Raw genomic sequence first — 17,772 nt, 5'->3', positions numbered from 1 at the left:
TTTTTGACCTGCATTTCTTGGGATACAAGTCCGATATATTGCACCATAGATGTGCGGAAATGCTGGATCAAGGCACCAAGACGATCGACTGGGATGACTTCCGTTTCGTGCTGGCGATCGTCCGCGGCGGGTCGGTTTCCGCTGCCGCCAAGCAGCTATCGGTCGATCATGCCACCGTGATCCGCCGTGTCGACCGGCTGGAACGGCATCTCTCCGCAAAACTGTTCAACCGCCGCAAGACCGGGTACCTCCTGACCGAAGCAGGCCAGCGCGTGGCCGACAGTGCCGAAGCGATGGAATCCACCATCGTCGCCAACCAGGAGGCGGTCGGCGGCTCGCGCGCCCAGCTCACCGGCACGGTCCGGATCGGCGCCCCCGACGGGTTCGGCAGCCATTTCCTGGCGGCGCGGCTTCTGAAATTCACCGAGCGGTATCCCGATCTCGACCTGCAGCTCGTCGCCACCGCGCGCCTGTTCAGCCTGTCGAAGCGCGAGGCCGACATCGCGATCAGCCTCTCCATGCCCAAGGAGGGCCGGATCGTCGGGCGCAAACTGCTTGACTACAGCCTCGGGCTCTATGCCGCGCCGGCGTATCTCGACCGGGCACCGAAAATCACTTCCCGCGGCGACCTGCCAGGGCATCGCTTCGTCGGCTACATCGAGGAACTGCTGTTCACGCCGGAGCTGGATTACCTGCCCCAGGTCTCGCCGAAGATCTCGGCCAAATTCCGCAGCGCCAATCTGATCGCGCAGCTCAACGCCACCATTGCCGGCTTCGGCATTGCGGTGCTGCCGCATTTCATGGCGAAGGCGCACGGCGAACTGCGCGCGGTGCTACCCGACGAGGTCAGGATCTCGCGCACATTCTGGATGCTGATGCACGCCGACAGCAAGGACCTGGCGCGGATCAGGGCGGTGGCCGACTACATCCACGAGACGGTGGAAAGCGAGCGCGCGCTGTTCAGCGGGCGGTGACGGCCTGGCACAAAAACCATCGTCGTCCCTGCGAACGCACGGACCCATAACCACCGATACAAATAGCAATAGAAGCCGTTTCCGCTTGTGCCCCTTTCATGGGCCGCGGCGTATGGGTCCCTGCGTGCGCAGGGACGACGTGGAGAGGCCATCGATTCTAATTCACCTTCGCCCGCGTCTTCTTCGCGGCTGGCTTCGCCTCGGCACGGGTCAGCGCCGCCTCGCGGCCGGCGACGAGAATTTCGTCGGAGAGTTCACCGCTGCCGGCAACGCGCGACATCACCAGCGTACCCATCATCGTCGCCAGCGTGCCCATCGCCTGCCTGCGGGCCGTCTTGCGCGGCACGTGCGGAATCTGGTCGGCGATCACATCGATCAACTGCTCCAGCTTGGCGGCAAAGGCCTTGCGCGTCTTCGCGCTTTCCCGGGCGATCTCGGCACCTAACGTCGTAACGGCGCAACCGCGGCCGGGATCGTCGCGATGAACCGTCGAGACGTAGGAATCGATGATCGTCGACAGCCGCTTCTCCGGCGGCGTTTCAGCGGCGATTTTTCGCCAGTGCTCGACCGAGCGGTCCATCGCATAGGCAAAAGCCTCGATCACGAGCGCCTCGCGGGAATCGAAATGCGCGTAGAAGCCGCCATGGGTCAGACCCGCCTCCTTCATCAGGTCGGCGACGCCGATGCCATGCGCGCCCTTTTCGCGAAGCCGCACCGAGGCCTTCTTCACGATCCGCGCGTGGGTCTCCTGCTTGTGCTCTCTCGAATAACGCATCAACGCATCCCATTAAATGTCCCTGGTCATATAATAGCAGTTGTGCGCGGGAAAAGCTGCATCTAATTCTTCTTTTCAACGCCGATCATCGTGAACGTTCCGGTCGCGTGCACTGCAAGATTGCCCGCACGGTCGCGGACGAAGCCTTCGGCATAGCTGGTCTGGCGGCCGAGCTTTATCACTTTGCCTTCCGCCGTGATCGCCCCCGACCGCACCGACAACGGCCGCAGATAGGTCAGCTTGAGGTCCAGCGTGACCGAGGTCTGCCCCGCCGGCTGCATGGTGGCGATGGCACAACCCATGGCAGTATCCAGCAGCGCCGCGGCCGTCGCGCCGTGGAGCAGTCCGATGGTGTTTTCGAGGCTTTCATCCGGATCCAGTTCCATCACGATCCGGCCGGGCTCGGCGATGCGCATCTCGAAGCCGATCAGCCGCGCCATCGGCGGCGGTGGCAGGATGCCGTCGCGGATCGCACACATGGTCTCCAGCCCGGACATTCCGGATGCCGCCCGGGCAATCGGCCCCGGCGCCTGCCATTCCACCACCCGATGCCTGCGCATATCGAACGAAAACAGGTCGACGGTCTCGGTCATAGTCATGGCGGCTCCTTTAGATGACGACCATACTTCTATATCGATGCGAGCGGTCGCGCAACGCTCGTCGCCCGCCCTTGACAAGCCGGCGCAATGTCCCGGAAGTGAGATCACCGACCAGAACAAGCCCGGAAAAACAGAATGGAAATGCTCAATCCTCATTGCGCCATCGACCGCGACGACAGAGGCGTCGTTCGCCTCGCGATCTGCAATGCGGGCCCTCTCAACATCCTCTCCTCCGCCGTCACCGACGGCGTGCGCGAAGGGTTCGAGCGGCTCGCCGGTGACAACACCATTCGCGCGGTCATCCTCGCCGGCCAGAGCGAGAAGAGCATGATCGGCGGCGCCGATATCAAGGAGATGGCGAAGTTCGACCAGAAATCCGCGGAAGCCTTCATCACGCGGTTGCGCGATCTCTGCGAGGCCGTGCGCCACTTTCCGGCGCCGGTGACCGCGCGGCTTCCCGGCTGGTGCCTCGGTGGTGGACTGAAGTCGCCGCCGCCTGCGATTTCCGGATTGCGGCCCACGATGCCAAATTCGGCATGCCGGAAGTCCGCGTCGGCATCCCCTCGGTGATCCACGCCGCGCTGCTGCCGCGGCTGATCGGCTGGGGGCGCGCCCGCTGGCTGGTCATGACGGCGGAAAATATCGACGCGCCCACCGCGCTCGCCTGGGGCCTGGTCGACGTGGTCGCCAAGGAAGGCGGGCTCGATGCCGCGGTCGAGCATACGGTGAAAGCGCTGCTCGAATGCGGGCCCGAAGCGCTGCGTTCGCAGAAGGCTCTGCTGCGGCAATGGGAGGAACTGCCATTGACCGAATCTGTCAACTTAAGTGTCGGCGTATTCGGACAATCGTTCCTGACCGGAGAGCCGCAGCGGCTGATGCAGGGATTTCTCGACCGCAAGAAATAGACGGAGGGACGCATGAGACCTGCCGGTGGATTTTTTAATCGGATCGCCTGGTTGCGATACTGTCCCTTATAATATTATGTTCATAATTCAATCTCCGGCTCGCGCGGATCGCCGTGGCGTCGTCATGTCCTGAAATGAGGGAAGTATGACATTCAAGTCAGACGACCATCGCATCAGAATACTGCAAGCAAACCTTCCCACCGAATTCGCCGAGGCCCAATGATCTCGAACTGGCTTTCAACCGCCCTCGCCCGCCGCAATATTCATTACGGCTGGGTGATGGTCGCCGTGACGTTCCTCACCGGCCTGATCTCCGCCGGCACGGTCGGCGCGCCCGGCGTCTTCATCGTGCCGTTGCAGAAGGAATTCGGCTGGACGACGGCGGAGATTTCTTCCGCGCTCTCGATCCGCTTCATCCTGTTCGGGCTGATGGCGCCCTTTGCCGCAGCGCTCATGAACCGCTACGGGCTGCGCAATGTGACGCTGCTGGCGCTGCTGATCGTCGTCTCCGGCCTAGTGGCGTCGCTGGCGATGACACAGGTCTGGCAGCTCATGCTGCTGTGGGGCGTGGTGATCGGGCTCGGCACCGGCATGACGGCGCTGGTGCTGGGCGCCACGATTGCTGCACGCTGGTTCGTGGCGCGCCGCGGTCTCGTCGTCGGCATTCTCACCGCGAGCGTCGCCACCGGACAGCTCGCCTTCCTGCCGCTGCTGGCGAGCCTGACCGATACGTATGGTTGGCGGATCGCGCTCGGCCTGGTGTGCGTGATGCTCGGCGTCGCGGCCTTCGCCGTGCTGATGATCATGCGTGACCGGCCGAGCGATGTGGGCTTAAGGCCATTCGGCGACGAAGGCACCCAGCCGCTGCCGGCCCCTCCCCCGAACAACACCCCGATCATGGCGGCGGCGCTTGGCACGCTGCGCGATGCCTCGAAGTCAAGCGTGTTCTGGATCCTGTTCGCCACCTTCTTCATCTGCGGGGCCTCTACCAACGGGTTGGTCCAGGTTCACCTGATTCCGATGTGCCTCGATTTCGGCATTCCGCAGGTGCAGGCGGCGAGCCTGCTGGCTGCGATGGGCATATTCGATTTCGTCGGCACCATCGCTTCCGGCTGGCTGTCGGACCGCTACGACAATCGCTGGCTGCTGTTCTGGTATTACGGACTGCGCGGCCTGTCGCTGCTGCTTCTGCCGTTCTCCGATTTCACGCTCTACGGCCTTTCGTTGTTTGCGATGTTCTACGGACTCGACTGGATCGCAACCGTGCCGCCGACGGTGCGGCTCACCACCCAGCGGTTCGGCCCCGAGCGCGCCAATTTGGTATTCGGTTGGATTTTTGCCGGCCATCAACTCGGGGCCGGCGTTGCCGCCTTCGGTGCGGGCCTGTCGCGGACGGTGCTGCAGACCTACCTGCCGGCGTTCTTCGTTGCCGGCGCGCTCTGCGTGGTGGCGGCGCTGATTGTGCTAGCGATCTCGCGGTCGAAGCCTATGGCGGTGTGAGAGAACACGTCATTCCGGGATGGTGCGTTAGCACCAGACCCGGAATCTCGAGATTCTCAGGTGCGCAATCGCGCACCGTAGTTCGATGCTGCGCATCGCCCCGGAATGACATCCCATCACGGCCGCGTCGACATGTTGCTCGGCGGACCCACCGTGCGGATCGGTTCGGCGAGCCGCGCGAACTCGCACAGCAGCGAACGCGTCTTGCGCGGGTCGATCACCTCCTCGACCCAGAATTTCTCGGCGGAGCGAAACGGCGAGCGCAGCTTGTTGAGGCGGTTCTCGATCTCTTTCAATTTCGCGGCCGGATCATCCGACCCGTCGATGTCGGCGCGATAGGCAGCCTCGATGCCACCTTCGAGCGGCAGCGAGCCCCAATAGGCCGACGGCCAGGCATAGCGCATCGAATAGCGGTTGGCCGGCTGGTGCACGACGCCGGCGACGCCGAACGCGTTGCGCACGATGATGGTGCACCAGGGCACGGTCGACTGGTTGACCGCCGCCATCGCCCGCACGCCGTGGCGGATGGTCGCCGACTTCTCGGCCTCGAGCCCGATCATGAAGCCGGGACAATCCATTAGATAAACCACCGGCAGATGGAAGGTCTCGGCGAAATCGACCCAGCGCGCCACCTTCTGGCAGGCTTCCGCCGTCCACGACCCGCCATAGTGGAAAGGATCGCTGGCGAGCAGCAGCACCGCACGCCCCTCGAACCGGGCAAGGCCCGTGATGATCGGGCGACCGAAATTGGCATTCACTTCGAAGAACGAACCCTTGTCGACGACGGAGTCGATGATCGGGCGCATCTCGTAGACCTGGCGGCGATTGCGCGGCACCGCGTTCAACAGCGATTCTTCCGCGCGTTCGGGATCGTCGCTGCAGGCCGCGGTCGGCGGCAGGTCATATACCGAGGACGGCAAATAGGACAGAAAACGCCTGGCGCGTTCGAACGCCTCTTCCTCGGTTTCGACGGCATCATCGACGCCGCCGGCGCGGGTCTGGATCTCGGCGCCGCCAAGCTCCTGTTTCGTCAGGTCCTGGCCGAGACGTTTTACGACCGGCGGACCTGCGACGAACATCGCGGAATTTCGGGTCATGACGGAATAGTGGCTAGCGGCAAGCCGCGCCGCGCCAAGGCCTGCGACCGAACCGAGCCCGAGCGCGACCACGGGCACCCGCGCCATGTTCGCCGTCGTGAACCAATACCAGCGCGTGCCGCCGACCCCGCCGGGCAGATTCGCAGCCCCGCGCGTCTCGATCGTCTTTACCGAGCCGCCGCCGCCCGAGCCTTCGATGACGCGGATGATCGGCAGGCGAAAATCGTGCGCCATCTCCTCGGCCATCAGCGGCTTGGCCGAGATCGAGGCGTCGGCCGAGCCGCCGCGCACGGTGAAATCGTCGCCGACGACAACCACGGTGCGGCCGTCAACCCTGCCGCGGCCGAACACGCAGTTTGCCGGCGTCAGGTGCTTGAGTTCGCTGTTTTCGTCGTATTCGGCGGTGCCGGAAATCGCGCCGATCTCGTGGAAGGAATTCTCGTCGATCAGTTTGTCGATGCGCTCACGAACCGTGAGCCGGCCCTGGTCATGCTGGCGCTTGACCTTGTCAACGCCTCCCATCTCGCGCGCGAACGCTTCGCGCCGAGCGAGCTCGTCGAGCTCCGGCTTCCAGTTCATTCCTATCCTCCGTCTTGATGATCTTGTTGTTATTATGGGCTGGCACCGGAAGCGGCTTTCTTTCGATCCGGTTGGCGAAGATGTCGCCCTCGGCGCCTTCCAGCAAGCCGCCGATCGCAACGCCGAGTTCGAGCATCTGCGGCGCCACTTCCTGGTGCAACCGCTCCTCGTCAAACATCGCGGCGAGAAGGCCGATCGTCACGACGACAAAGGTTTGATATTGCGGCGACCACACCGGCACCGCGCAGCCGTTGATATGCGGGCTCCAGGTGCCGCAACCGACGACATAGCCGTGTTCGCGCAGGTGGCGGCGGTTATCTTCGATGCGCGCCTTCAACAGAGCCGCATCTGCCGGGATCTCGCGCTCCATTTCGGCGATCAGGGCGTCGCCGACGTCGGTGTCCAGCGCTGCGGTGTAGGCGAAGCCGGCCGCGGTGCTCGTCATCGAGATGCGGCTGCCGGTGCCTTCGTGCAGGCCGAGCGCGTTCGCCGCGCGCGCGAATTCGAGATAGACGAGGTGATAGCGATCGGGAATCACGAAGCCGACGGTGCCCGGCAATTGATCGGCGACGTCCTGCAGGCGCAGCCTGATCAGATTGCGAAGCTGCAACCCCTTCATCATCGAGGTGCTCATCGCCACCGCGCTTGGGCCGATGCGGTATTTCTGGTCGCGCGGCAGATAGACGAGCTGGCCCATCCGCGTCAGCGTGTGGGTGAGCCGCGATACCGTCGACCGCGGCAGACCACAGCGACTGGAAATTTCCAGATTGCCCAATCGCGCTTCATGACCCTCGAAGCAGCGCAAGACGTCGAACGCCCGCGATACCACCTGAATCACATCACCCTCGCCCGCCAAATCGCTGGCGAGCATTCCCTGTTTGCTAAGCCGTTCCGAGCGTCTTCCCATGTGTTATGGCTCCATTCCGCCCTGCGGAATAAAATTCCACTTGCAGAACAAACTACCTCAGGCAATCTGCGGCCACAACAAAAAGCCGTTCACGAGGACAGTCAGTCCGTCAGACGGTCCCCGGGAGAACGGAAATGCCAGAGATCAAGATTGTCACCGAAGTCGCCGGACGCGTGTGCGCGCTTCCCGTCGCAACTGGTGGCAATGTCGGCGATGGCGACGAGATCGCTTTCGTCGAAGCCATGAAGATGGAAATTCCGGTGACGTCTACGACGGCAGGAACAATCAAGGCTATCCTGGTAAAACTTGACGACGTTATCGCCGAAGGACAGGTTGTCGCGATCATCGAAGCTTAACCTGATCACGGCATAAGCCTTCTTCCGACACGTTCCGCGACAATCTGTCCAGCTTTGGTGTTGGCGCGTCGCACCTAACGTTGCCATCGCACGCAGCCGATGACATGATCAACGCTAACAAAACAATTTTCGCATAGCGAAACAATCTGAGGGGAATATGATTCATCGCTTGAAGGCGCTCGCGCCAATCGCTCTTGCAGGTACCGCCTTGCTGACCTCGCCGGCGGCATACGCTGATGATGTCAAGCTGCCGCCGACCATGGTCGTCACCGCCTATGACACGGGAACCGCGGGCTTCAACATCGCCGTCGGCGTCGGCAAGATGATGAAGGACAAATACGGCACCGATGTCCGCGTGCTGCCGGCCGGCAACGACGTGGCGCGACTGGCGCCGCTGCGCGCCAAGCGCGCGGCCATGTCCGCGATGGGTTCCGGCACCTATTTCGCTCAGGAAGGCGTGTTCGAGTTCGGCACCAAGGAATGGGGTCCGCAACCGTTGCAGCTCGTGCTGTCCACGGTCGACTGCAACGCCGCCACGCTCGGCGTCGCCAAGGATACCGGTGTGACCGAGATCAAGCAGCTCAAGGGCAAGCGCGTGGGCTTTGTGGTTGGTTCGCCGGCGCTGAACCAGAACGCGCTCGCCATCCTGGCTTTCGGCGACCTCAAGCAAAGCGACGTCAAGGTCGTCGAGTTCTCGAGCTACGGCGCGATGTGGAAGGGTATGATCAACAACGACGTCGACGCTGCTTTCGCCACCACCATCACCGGCCCGGCGAAGGAACTCGAGACATCACCGCGCGGCATCATATGGCCGCCCTTGCCCCACAACGACAAGGCCGGCTGGGAGCGCGTGAAAAAGGTCGGCTCGTTCTTCTTCCCGCACGTCGCGACCTGCGGCGCCGGCATCACCAAGGACAAGCCGATCGAGCTCGGCAACTATCCCTACCCGATTTTCATGGTGTACGGGTCGCTGCCCGCCGACGAGGTCTATGCCATCACCAAGGCGATGATCACGGGCTACGATGCCTATAAGGATTCCGCGCCGGGCGCGGCCGGTCTTGCGGCCGACCGCCAGACCAAGAACTGGGTCGTTCCGGTGCATCCGGGCGCCGCCAGGGCGCTGAAGGAAGCCGGTCAATGGACCGACGCACAGGAAGCCTACAACAAGGAATTGCTGAAGCGCCAGCAAGTGCTGGCCGCCGCATGGACGGACTACGGCAAGTCCAGCCCGCCGTCGGATGACAAGGCGTTTCTCGACGGCTGGATGAAGGCGCGCGCCGCGGCGCTGGCAAAGGCGAATATGCCGAACGGCTTTGAATAGCGCTGCCGCACTCGCCTGGGGTCCAAGGCGAATACCGTCTAGGGGGAATGATGTCACCTGCTGCGAGTGATAGCGTAGCTGCGCCTGCAAAACGAATTGAGTTCGACGACCCGCATGCCAACATGCAGGAAGCCGAAGTCACGCGGGTGCGGACATTGCGCGGGGCGTGGCGCTGGACGCTGGTGGTTGCAACCGCGGTAACCATCCTGCTGTGCATCAACCAGCAATTCTCCCTGCGCTTCTTCCTCGGCTACACCCAGCTCAACACCGAGTATTTCTATCTCCTGATCGCGCTGATGCTGCCGTTCACGTTCCTGATCTTTCCGGGAACCGGGAGCGCGCCGCTCGATCGAATTCCCTGGTATGACATCCTGCTGTTTGTCGCCAGTTTCGCCTGCGCAATCCTCCTGATGCGCAGCGTCCGCAAGGCGGCAGAAGCCGGCTGGGAATTCGGCGGCGCGCCGACCTACGTGATCGTCGCCGGCGTCATCATGTGGGTCGTGCTGATGGAAGCGTTGCGGCGCACCGGCGGCTGGAGCCTGCTGCTGAGCGTGCTGCCGTTTACGGTGTACCCGCTGTTCGCCGACGCGACGTGGCTGGGGCCGTTTCGCGGCACCCAATCGACACTCGAACAAGCGACGGCGTATCACGTGCTTTCGGGCGAAAGCCTGCTCGGCATTCCGATCCAGGCCTTTGCTGATACCGTGATCGGCTTTCTGGTGTTCGGTACGGCCCTGATGATGACGGGCGCCGGGAAATTCTTCATCAACCTGTCGTTTGCGATGTGCGGCACCTTCCGCGGCGGCGCCGCCAAGGTCTGCATCTTTGCTAGCGGCCTGCTCGGCATGATGTCGGGCTCGATCATCTCCAACGTGCTGACCGCCGGCACTATGACCATTCCCGTCATGAAGAAGAGCGGCTTCCGCGCGTCCTATGCCGCTGCGATCGAGGCCTGCGCCTCGACCGGTGCGGTGCTGGCGCCGCCCGTGATGGGCGCGACCGCGTTCGTCATCGCGCAGTTCCTCAATGTCAGCTATGCCGAGGTCGCAATTGCCGCGATCATTCCGGCGACGCTCTATTATGTCGGCCTGTTCATGCAGGTCGACTCCTATGCCGCCCGCCACGGGCTGAAGGGCATTCCGCGCGCCGAGCTGCCGAAGGTATGGGATACGATCAAGGAAGGCTGGTACTACGTTTTCGTCATCGCGCTGCTGATCGTGATGCTGCTCTACTTCAAGCGTGAGAGCCACGCGCCGTTCTACGCCACTGCGCTTCTTTTGGTGCTGAATCAGCTCTTCTCCAAGGATACCCGCTGGACGCTTGGGACGATCAGCAAGTTCCTCGAGGTCAACGGCCGCACATTCGTCGAGCTGGTCGGTATCCTTGCCGGTTGCGGGCTCTTGATCGGCGCGTTCTCGATGACTGGCGTGGTCTCGAGCCTCGCCAACGACCTGTTGCGGATCGCCGGCGACAACGCGCTCCTGCTGCTCGTGATGTGCGCCTTCACCAGCCTCGTGCTCGGGCTCGGGCTGACGACGACGGCCTGCTATATCTTCCTCGCCATCCTGGTGGCGCCGGCGCTGGAAAAACTCGGCCTCAACCGCATGGCCGTGCACATGTTCATCTTCTATTGGGGCATGCTGTCCTCGATCACGCCGCCGGTCGCCATCGCCTCCTTTGCCGCGGCCGGCATCGCCGGCTCGCCAGCAATGAAGACGGGGTGGGAATCGATGTGGGTCGGCAGCATCATCTATTTCATCCCGTTCTTCTTCGTGCTGAACCCAGCGCTGGTGCTGCAGGGACCAAGCCCGTATCTCGAAGGGCTCGGACTGATGGCGCTGGCAGGCTTTGGCACGCTGTTCATCTGCGGCGGCATTCAGGGCTACCAGGTCTTTGTCGGCGATCTCAGAGCCGCCGGCGCGTTGGAATGGCCGCTTCGGGTGTTGTTCGTAGTTGGTGGCTTCGTGGTGGCGACGCCGGGCGGCGGGATCATGCCGCTCTCACAATGGCAGATCACCTCTCTTGGATTGGCGATCCTGATCCCGACCGTTCTGATCGCGCTCGTGCTGATACGGCGCCAAACCCTGGTGTCGGACCAGTTGCGCGCACCCTGATTGCGTTGCACAAGAGGAGGCGATGAAACCATTGCCTCTTCCGTTCACCGCAGGTCCCACGACTTGGACCAGCTCGAAGCCGCCCTTGCTGCGGTTCCTGCACGCGTGCCACGCCGAATTCGCTGACGAAACCAGTGGCGCGGTCGCCGATTACATCCCTGAACTCGGCAAGGCCGATCCTGCCCATTTCGGCATCGGCCTCGCCACCCTCGACGGCCATGTCTACGAAGTCGGCGACACGCAGGTCCCCTTCACCATTCAGTCGATGTCAAAGCCCTTCGTGTTCGCGCTGGCGCTCGACACGCTGGGGGCGGCACGGGTCGAGAGCGTCATCGGCGTCGAGCCGTCAGGCGATCCCTTCAACTCGATCCGCCTCAACGCCGAGAACCATCCCTTCAACCCGATGGTCAATGCCGGCGCGATCTCCTGCTCCGGCCTGATCCACGAGGCCAAGGGCGAAGCGGCATTCGAATACATCAGGCAGGCGCTGGGCCGGTTTGCCGGACGCGAGCTCGACGTCGACGATGCCGTCTATGCTTCCGAAAGCGCGACCGGCGACCGCAACCGGGCGATCGGCTATCTCCTGCGCACCAACGCGGTGATCAAGGAGAACGTGGCCGCCGTGCTGGAGGTCTATTTCCGGCAATGCGCCATCCTGGTAACGGCGCGTGATATCGCGGTGATGGCGGCGACGCTCGCCAACCGCGGTATCAATCCCGTGACCGGCGAGCAGGTGATGACGCCGTATGCCATCTCGCGCACGCTTTCGGTGATGACAAGCTCCGGCATGTATGATTATGCGGGAGAGTGGATCTACCGGATCGGCATCCCCGCCAAGAGCGGGGTTGGCGGCGGCATCCTCGCGGCGCTCCCGGCGCGGCTCGGGCTTGGCAGCTATTCGCCGAAGCTCGACAAGCACGGCAACAGCGTGCGCGGCATCAAGGTCTGCGAGGCGCTGTCGTCGCATTACGACCTTCACATGCTCAACCGCAGCGACGACGCACGCAACAGCATCATCGCCGACTACGACATCGGCAACAGCCCCTCGCGGCGCGTGCGGCGCCCGCAGGAGCAGAACATCCTTGCCGCGCACCACCAGGATGTCCGTGTCATCGAGCTGGTCGGGACGCTGTCGTTTTCAAACGTCGACTACGTCTCGCGCCAGCTTGCGGCTAGGCCGCGCCCGCAATTGGTCATTTTTGACCTGCGCCGCGTCACCGCCATGACCCGCGCCGGCGCCCGCCTGCTCGCCGAGGAATTCCGCGAGCTCGCCGCGCACCACGTCACGGTGGTTCTGTCCGGCATCAGGCGCTCGTCGCCGGACTGGAAAGCGATCGCGGAATGGACCGAAGGTCTCACCAACATCCGCAACTATTATCTGCTCGACGCCGCCATCGAATGGGCGGAAGACCAACTCGTCTATCGCTACGGCGGCGCTATCGATTTCTTCGAGGCGACCGAACTCTCCGAGCAATCGCTGCTGGCGGGACTGACGGAGGAGGAATTGACCGATCTCGCCTCGCTCGCTTCGATCGGGACCTATCAGGCGAGCGAAAAGATCATCACCGCCGGCGATCCCGCAACGTCGCTGTTCTTTCTCAGGAGCGGCGTCGTGCATGTCACCCTGCCCGACGGCATCCGCCTGGCGACGCTGACGGCGGGAATGCCGTTCGGCGAGATGGCGCTATTGGAGCCGCGCCGCTCCGCCGATGTGCTGGCCGATATGGCGGCCACCGCGTATGAGATCCCACTCCGCGATTTCGAACGTTTCCGAAAGCAGCATCCGCGCGCCGGCGAGCGGATCATGCGCAATCTCGCGCAATTGCTGGCCGATCGCCTGATCCTTGCCAATGCCCGCCTGAACCTGCTGACGTCGGGGTAGTCTTCCGTGTCCCGGACGCGATGCAGCGTGAAACGCTGCTCCGCAGAGCCGGGACCATCAACCGCAGGATGGACCCCGGATCAGCAGCGCACCGCTTTGCGCTGCGCAGCGTCCGGGGAACGCCGCGTGGCTTTCTCCCGTGCTACGCCCCCGCTTTGCCCCGCCCATTCTTTTCCGCGGCGCGGCGCAGCGCCTCCGCCAGCGCGCCGCCCTGTTCCTGCGGCTTGCGCGGCGACGACGACGTCATCGACGCCTTGGAATACTCGCGCATTTTGCTGTCCGACAGCTTGGGGCCCTTGTCGCCGATTTCGTCGTCGAGCCGCAGCGTCAGCGCGATGCGCTTGCGGGCGACTTCGACCTCCAGCACCTTGACCTTGACGATGTCGCCGGGCTTCACCACCTCGCGCGGATCCTTGATGAAATTTTTCGACATCGCCGAGATGTGCACCAACCCGTCCTGGTGGACGCCGATATCGACGAAGGCGCCGAACGCCGCGACATTCGTCACCGTGCCTTCCAGGATCATGCCGCGCTTGAGATCCTTGATCTCCTCGACACCCTCCTTGAACACCGCGGCCTTGAACGCCGGGCGCGGGTCGCGGCCCGGCTTTTCCAGTTCGCGAAGGATGTCAGTCACCGTCGGCAGGCCAAAGGTTTCGTCGACAAAGGCCTGCGGCTTCAACTGGCGCACGACATCGGCATTGCCGATCAGCGCCTTGATATCGCTCTTGGTCGCGGCGAGAATCCGGCGCACCACCGGATAGGCTTCGGGATGCACGCCGGAGGAATCCAGCGGGTCCTCGCCATTGTTGATGCGCAGGAAGCCGGCGCATTGCTCGAACGCCTTGGGCCCGAGCCGCGGCACTTCCTTGAGCTGCTTGCGCGACTTGAACGGCCCGTTGGCGTCGCGATGCTGCACGATGCTTTGCGCGAGCCCCGCACCGATTCCCGACACCCGCGCCAGCAGCGGCGCCGAAGCGGTATTGGCATCGACGCCAACGGCGTTGACGCAGTCTTCGACCACGGCATCGAGCGAACGCGCCAGCTTGGCCTCGCCGAGGTCGTGCTGGTACTGGCCGACGCCAATTGCCTTCGGATCGATCTTGACGAGTTCGGCGAGCGGGTCCTGCAGGCGCCGCGCGATCGACACCGCGCCGCGCAAGGTAACGTCGAGCTCCGGCAGCTCTTCTGAAGCAAAGGCCGAGGCGGAGTAGACTGACGCGCCGGCCTCCGACACCACGATCTTAGACATCTTGAGGTCCGGCAGCAGCTTGACGAGCTCGGTCGCCAACTTGTCGGTCTCGCGCGAGGCGGTGCCGTTGCCGATCGCGATCAGCTCGACGCGGTGCGCGACCGCGAGCTTTCCGAGCGTCGCCAGTGCCGCATCCCATTGCCGCTGCGGCTCGTGCGGATAGATCGTTGTGGTCGCCACCACCTTGCCCGTCGCATCGACGATGGCGGTCTTGACGCCGGAGCGGTAGCCGGGATCGAGCCCCATGGTGACGCGGGCGCCGGCGGGGGCCGCCAACAGCAGGTCGCGCAGATTCGAGGCAAAGACCCGTACGCCCTCGGTCTCGGCCGCGGTCCACAGCCGCATCCGCAGGTCGATGTTGAGATGCACCTGGATCTTGGTGCGCCACGCCCAGCGCGCGGTCTCCACCAGCCAGCGGTCGCCCGGGCGCTTCTGATCGGTGATGCCAAAGCGCTGCATGATCTTCAGTTCATATGCGCTGGGAACGCCGGCCTCGGGCACATTGGCCTCGGGCTGGATCTGCAGCTCCAGAATCTCTTCCTTCTCGCCGCGGAACAGCGCAAGTATCCGGTGTGAAGGCAGCTTGTGCAGCGACTGGTTGAAATCGAAATAATCCTTGAACTTCTCGCCTTCGAGCTTCTTGCCCTTGCGCACCGTGGAGAGCATCAGCGCGCTGGTCCACATCTCCTCGCGCAGCCGTCCGATCAGGTCGGCGTCTTCGGCGAATCGCTCCACCAGAATGGCGCGGGCGCCTTCGAGGGCGGCTGCGACGTCCGCCACCTGCTTTTCGGCGTCGACGAAGCCCGCCGCTACAACCGTTGGGTCGTTCTGCGGTTGGGTCAGCAACAGCTCGGACAACGGCTCGAGCCCAGCTTCCTTGGCAATCTCGGCCTTGGTGCGGCGCTTGGGCTTGAACGGCAGATAGATATCTTCTAGGCGGCCCTTGGTGTCGGCCGCCATAATCTGTGCTTCCAGCGCGGCATCGAGCTTGCCCTGCTCGCGGATCGAATCAAGGATCGCGACCCGGCGCGCTTCGAGCTCGCGCAAATAGGTCAGGCGCTCTTCCAGGGTGCGCAACTGCGCGTCATCGAGCCCGCCGGTGATTTCCTTGCGGTAGCGCGCCACGAACGGCACAGTGGCGCCGCCGTCCAGCAGTTCGACCGTCGCCGCGATCTGCTCCTCGCGAACGCCAAGCTCTTGCGCAATCTGTCGGTTGATATTTGCCACGCGACCTCTTTCCAAAGCCGATTGCGGCGGGACGACCGGCCGCGGGGACGCAGCTTATGGACCATCTCGGATTGATTTGCCAACCCGCCGCACGAAAGAAATTGATCTGTGGATCGGCCCATCGGTCAACAACGCGCATGCGGGATTCGCAGGGGAAAGCACGCCGAGATAGGGGTGGATTGATGGCCTTGTAATGTGTAAACGGGCGCTCCCTCCCGGAGCTCCCATGTCGATCTGCGGTCTTGATTTCGGAACGTCGAACACGACGCTCGGCACCATGGAAGGCCGGGCGCCGGTTCTGGTGGCGCTGGAGGCGGCGCACAGCACGATTCCCAGCGCGATCTTCTACGAGGCGGATGGCGGCGTTCTGATCGGCCGCAGGGCCATGGAATCCTATGTCGAAGGCACGGCCGGCCGCCTGATGCGCAGCCTCAAATCGGTGCTCGGTACCTCGCTGATCGAGGAAACCACCCGGCTGGGCCGAGCGCGGGTCAGCTTCCGCGATGTGATTGCCTATTACCTCGGCGCAATCAAACGTCGCGCGGAACAGGCCACAGCCCGCCAATTGCGCCATGTCGTCCATGGCCGTCCCGTGCATTTCGTCGATAATGCGCCAGACGCCGATCGCAAGGCGGAACAAACCCTGCGATCGATTGCGCAGGGGATCGGTTTCGAGGAGGTCACGTTTCAATTCGAACCGATTGCGGCGGCGCTGGACTATGAGCGGCAAATCACTTCCGAGGAACTGGCATTGATCGCCGATATCGGCGGCGGCACGTCGGACTTTTCGATCGTGCGGCTGGGTCCCGAACGCCACGGCAAGTCCGATCGTACAGCCGATATTCTCGCCAATGATGGCGTCCGCATCGGAGGCACCGATTTCGACCGTCAGCTCAGTCTCGGCGTGGTCATGCCGCTGTTCGGATTCCGCAGCGCTATGAAGCGCGCCGGGCTCGACGTGCCGTCGAGCTATTTTCACGACCTCGCCACCTGGTCGAACATCAACCGCATGTATGAGCCGCGCGTGATGGCCGATATCCGCCAGGTGCGGCAGCAGGCGGCCGAGCCGGAACTTCTCGACCGGCTGATCCGCGTGGTCTACGAGCAGCGCGGCCATACGCTGGCAATGGAGATCGAAGATGCCAAGATCGCCCTGTCCGAGAAGCACCGGGCGGACATTCCGCTGGAGTGGGTTGCCCCCGGTCTCAGCGCCAACATCGGCCGCCCCGACCTTGTCAGCCATACTAGGCAGTTGGCCGATCGCATCGCGGCGCGCATCAGGAACTGCCTCGTTCAGGCGGAATTGGCTGCTGAAGATATCGACTCCGTATTCCTGACCGGCGGCTCGGTAAAACTCGCCCATGTCCATAAGGCGATCACCCAAGCCGTGCCGTCAGCACGCATCGTCGAAGGCGACATCTTTGGCGCCGTCGGCAAGGGGCTGACGCTGGAGGCGCTACGGCGATACGGCCCCGCGAATTGAGATCAGCGGTTCGCGGACCCAACCGCCGCTCACCCCACCACTTCCGTCACGGGCTGCATGTCGATGGCAAAGGTTTCCAGAAATTTCGACGTCATGATGTAGAAGCCGACCGAAAGCTGCAGTTCGACCAATGCGGCCGGCGTCAGCTTGGCGGCAATCGCGTTGAAAGTTGCGTCCGTCGGCTTGTGACGCCTGACGATCTCGTCGGTGAAGGCGAGCGCGGCGCGCTGCACGTCGTTGAAGCAGGTCGCCGCTTCCCAGTTTTCCAGCGCCTCGTTCTGCTCGTCGGTCACGCCGACGTTCTTGCCAATTCGCTTATGGGCGACGATCTCGTAAGGCGCCTCGCACAGGATGCCGGTGCGGGTGATGGCGAGTTCGCGCACGATCGGGTCCAGTTCGCCCTTGTGCCTGATGGCCCCGCCCAGCCGGCAGTATTGTTCGAGGTAGCTCGGCGAGTGCGCCATCATCCGGAAGATGTTCGCATTGCGGTTTTTGCCGAGCAGTTCGCGGGTGCGATCGTTGTGCTTGGCAGGATCGCTGTATTCGATGCGGGCCATTCGTCACCTTGGGCTTTGGATTTTCTGATTTGCTGGCAGAGAGATCATGCACTGCAGCAGGGTGCCGATCAACCGTCGAAACGTTGCGGTAGCAGGTTGGACCTAGGCTCCAGCCGTCAAACACGCTCCAAAAAACTCCCTTTCTCGTGCACAAACCGGCTGCGAGCGAGCCAAATTGCCGCCTCAATGCTGGTCGATTCTCAGGACTGTCGATATTCGCTGAGTGGGGACTCAAAGGAGCGAA

General features: G+C 63.3%; 13 protein-coding genes and 1 pseudogene. 8 read left to right on the top strand and 6 right to left on the bottom strand.

The features are described from left to right. The first annotated feature begins 59 nt into the window (after positions 1–59). Entirely contained in the window at positions 60–974 is a 915-nt protein-coding gene (locus tag KJQ96_RS07125) for a LysR family transcriptional regulator (protein WP_213285972.1), read from the top strand. A gap of 157 nt (positions 975–1,131) precedes the next feature. Here the strand turns inward: KJQ96_RS07125 and KJQ96_RS07120 are convergent, their stop codons facing one another. Together KJQ96_RS07120 and KJQ96_RS07115 are read right to left on the bottom strand one after the other, a co-directional pair. Further along, complete coding sequence (locus KJQ96_RS07120; protein WP_213285971.1) at positions 1,132–1,749, bottom strand: TetR/AcrR family transcriptional regulator; 618 nt, start codon at positions 1,747–1,749, stop codon at positions 1,132–1,134. A gap of 62 nt (positions 1,750–1,811) precedes the next feature. Then, positions 1,812–2,348, bottom strand: coding sequence for a PaaI family thioesterase (locus KJQ96_RS07115; RefSeq protein ID WP_213285970.1), 537 nt, complete (start codon positions 2,346–2,348; stop codon positions 1,812–1,814). A 135-nt stretch (positions 2,349–2,483) separates the two neighbouring features. Here KJQ96_RS07115 and KJQ96_RS07110 point away from each other — a divergent pair. Next, positions 2,484–3,253: pseudogene (locus KJQ96_RS07110) on the top strand (enoyl-CoA hydratase). 219 nt (positions 3,254–3,472) lie between these two features. Continuing rightward, on the top strand, positions 3,473–4,753 hold the full coding sequence (locus KJQ96_RS07105; protein WP_213285969.1) for an MFS transporter: 1,281 nt from the start codon (positions 3,473–3,475) through the stop codon (positions 4,751–4,753). Positions 4,754–4,869: 116 nt separating this feature from the next. On the opposite strand, the gene KJQ96_RS07100 is transcribed toward KJQ96_RS07105, so the two are convergent. Next, positions 4,870–6,429 carry an acyl-CoA carboxylase subunit beta gene (locus KJQ96_RS07100; RefSeq protein WP_213285968.1) on the bottom strand — a complete coding sequence of 520 codons (1,560 nt, stop codon included), beginning with the start codon at positions 6,427–6,429 and terminating at the stop codon, positions 4,870–4,872. After that, complete coding sequence (locus KJQ96_RS07095) at positions 6,359–7,336, bottom strand: IclR family transcriptional regulator (protein ID WP_213285967.1); 978 nt, start codon at positions 7,334–7,336, stop codon at positions 6,359–6,361. The genes KJQ96_RS07100 and KJQ96_RS07095 overlap by 71 nt, the downstream gene beginning before the upstream one ends. A 134-nt stretch (positions 7,337–7,470) precedes the next feature. Between KJQ96_RS07095 and KJQ96_RS07090 the strand changes: the two genes are divergently transcribed. From KJQ96_RS07090 to glsA, 4 genes are all read left to right on the top strand, one after another. Beyond that, positions 7,471–7,692: an acetyl-CoA carboxylase biotin carboxyl carrier protein subunit gene (locus tag KJQ96_RS07090; protein WP_213285966.1), complete on the top strand. Its 222-nt coding sequence runs from the start codon at positions 7,471–7,473 to the stop codon at positions 7,690–7,692. Positions 7,693–7,849: 157 nt separating this feature from the next. Further along, positions 7,850–9,013 (top strand): TAXI family TRAP transporter solute-binding subunit, encoded by a 1,164-nt coding sequence (locus KJQ96_RS07085; RefSeq protein WP_213285965.1) that lies wholly within the window; start codon positions 7,850–7,852, stop codon positions 9,011–9,013. A 50-nt stretch (positions 9,014–9,063) separates the two neighbouring features. Continuing rightward, complete coding sequence (locus KJQ96_RS07080; protein ID WP_213285964.1) at positions 9,064–11,127, top strand: TRAP transporter permease; 2,064 nt, start codon at positions 9,064–9,066, stop codon at positions 11,125–11,127. A 22-nt stretch (positions 11,128–11,149) separates the two neighbouring features. Then, positions 11,150–13,009, top strand: a complete 1,860-nt coding sequence (glsA, locus tag KJQ96_RS07075; protein ID WP_213285963.1) for a glutaminase A — start codon at positions 11,150–11,152, stop codon at positions 13,007–13,009. Between the two features lie 142 nt (positions 13,010–13,151). Here glsA and KJQ96_RS07070 read toward each other — a convergent pair whose 3' ends face one another. Next, positions 13,152–15,488, bottom strand: a complete 2,337-nt coding sequence (locus KJQ96_RS07070) for a Tex family protein (RefSeq protein WP_213285962.1) — start codon at positions 15,486–15,488, stop codon at positions 13,152–13,154. A gap of 226 nt (positions 15,489–15,714) precedes the next feature. Between KJQ96_RS07070 and KJQ96_RS07065 the strand changes: the two genes are divergently transcribed. Continuing rightward, entirely contained in the window at positions 15,715–16,971 is a 1,257-nt protein-coding gene (locus KJQ96_RS07065) for an Hsp70 family protein (RefSeq protein WP_213285961.1), read from the top strand. Positions 16,972–17,000: 29 nt separating this feature from the next. On the opposite strand, the gene KJQ96_RS07060 is transcribed toward KJQ96_RS07065, so the two are convergent. Further along, complete coding sequence (locus KJQ96_RS07060; protein ID WP_213285960.1) at positions 17,001–17,528, bottom strand: carboxymuconolactone decarboxylase family protein; 528 nt, start codon at positions 17,526–17,528, stop codon at positions 17,001–17,003. Positions 17,529–17,772 lie beyond the last annotated feature (244 nt).

Source organism: Bradyrhizobium sp. sGM-13 (assembly GCF_018398875.1).
In the GTDB taxonomy this organism is placed as follows: domain Bacteria; phylum Pseudomonadota; class Alphaproteobacteria; order Rhizobiales; family Xanthobacteraceae; genus Bradyrhizobium.
The sequence above is the reverse complement of the archived record's forward strand: the minus strand, read 5'-3'. Positions and strand labels throughout refer to the sequence as shown.

Excerpts from the sequence above, each read along its gene's own strand:
- KJQ96_RS07105 (WP_213285969.1), top strand. The coding sequence starts at position 3,473 with ATGATCTCGAACTGGCTTTCAACCGCCCTCGCCCGCCGCAATATTCAT.
- glsA (WP_213285963.1), top strand. The coding sequence starts at position 11,150 with ATGAAACCATTGCCTCTTCCGTTCACCGCAGGTCCCACGACTTGGACC.
- KJQ96_RS07115 (WP_213285970.1), bottom strand. The coding sequence starts at position 2,348 with ATGACTATGACCGAGACCGTCGACCTGTTTTCGTTCGATATGCGCAGG.
- KJQ96_RS07065 (WP_213285961.1), top strand. The coding sequence starts at position 15,715 with ATGTCGATCTGCGGTCTTGATTTCGGAACGTCGAACACGACGCTCGGC.
- KJQ96_RS07090 (WP_213285966.1), top strand. The coding sequence starts at position 7,471 with ATGCCAGAGATCAAGATTGTCACCGAAGTCGCCGGACGCGTGTGCGCG.
- KJQ96_RS07080 (WP_213285964.1), top strand. The coding sequence starts at position 9,064 with ATGTCACCTGCTGCGAGTGATAGCGTAGCTGCGCCTGCAAAACGAATT.
- KJQ96_RS07100 (WP_213285968.1), bottom strand. The coding sequence starts at position 6,429 with ATGAACTGGAAGCCGGAGCTCGACGAGCTCGCTCGGCGCGAAGCGTTC.
- KJQ96_RS07060 (WP_213285960.1), bottom strand. The coding sequence starts at position 17,528 with ATGGCCCGCATCGAATACAGCGATCCTGCCAAGCACAACGATCGCACC.
- KJQ96_RS07085 (WP_213285965.1), top strand. The coding sequence starts at position 7,850 with ATGATTCATCGCTTGAAGGCGCTCGCGCCAATCGCTCTTGCAGGTACC.
- KJQ96_RS07095 (WP_213285967.1), bottom strand. The coding sequence starts at position 7,336 with ATGGGAAGACGCTCGGAACGGCTTAGCAAACAGGGAATGCTCGCCAGC.
- KJQ96_RS07125 (WP_213285972.1), top strand. The coding sequence starts at position 60 with ATGCTGGATCAAGGCACCAAGACGATCGACTGGGATGACTTCCGTTTC.
- KJQ96_RS07120 (WP_213285971.1), bottom strand. The coding sequence starts at position 1,749 with ATGCGTTATTCGAGAGAGCACAAGCAGGAGACCCACGCGCGGATCGTG.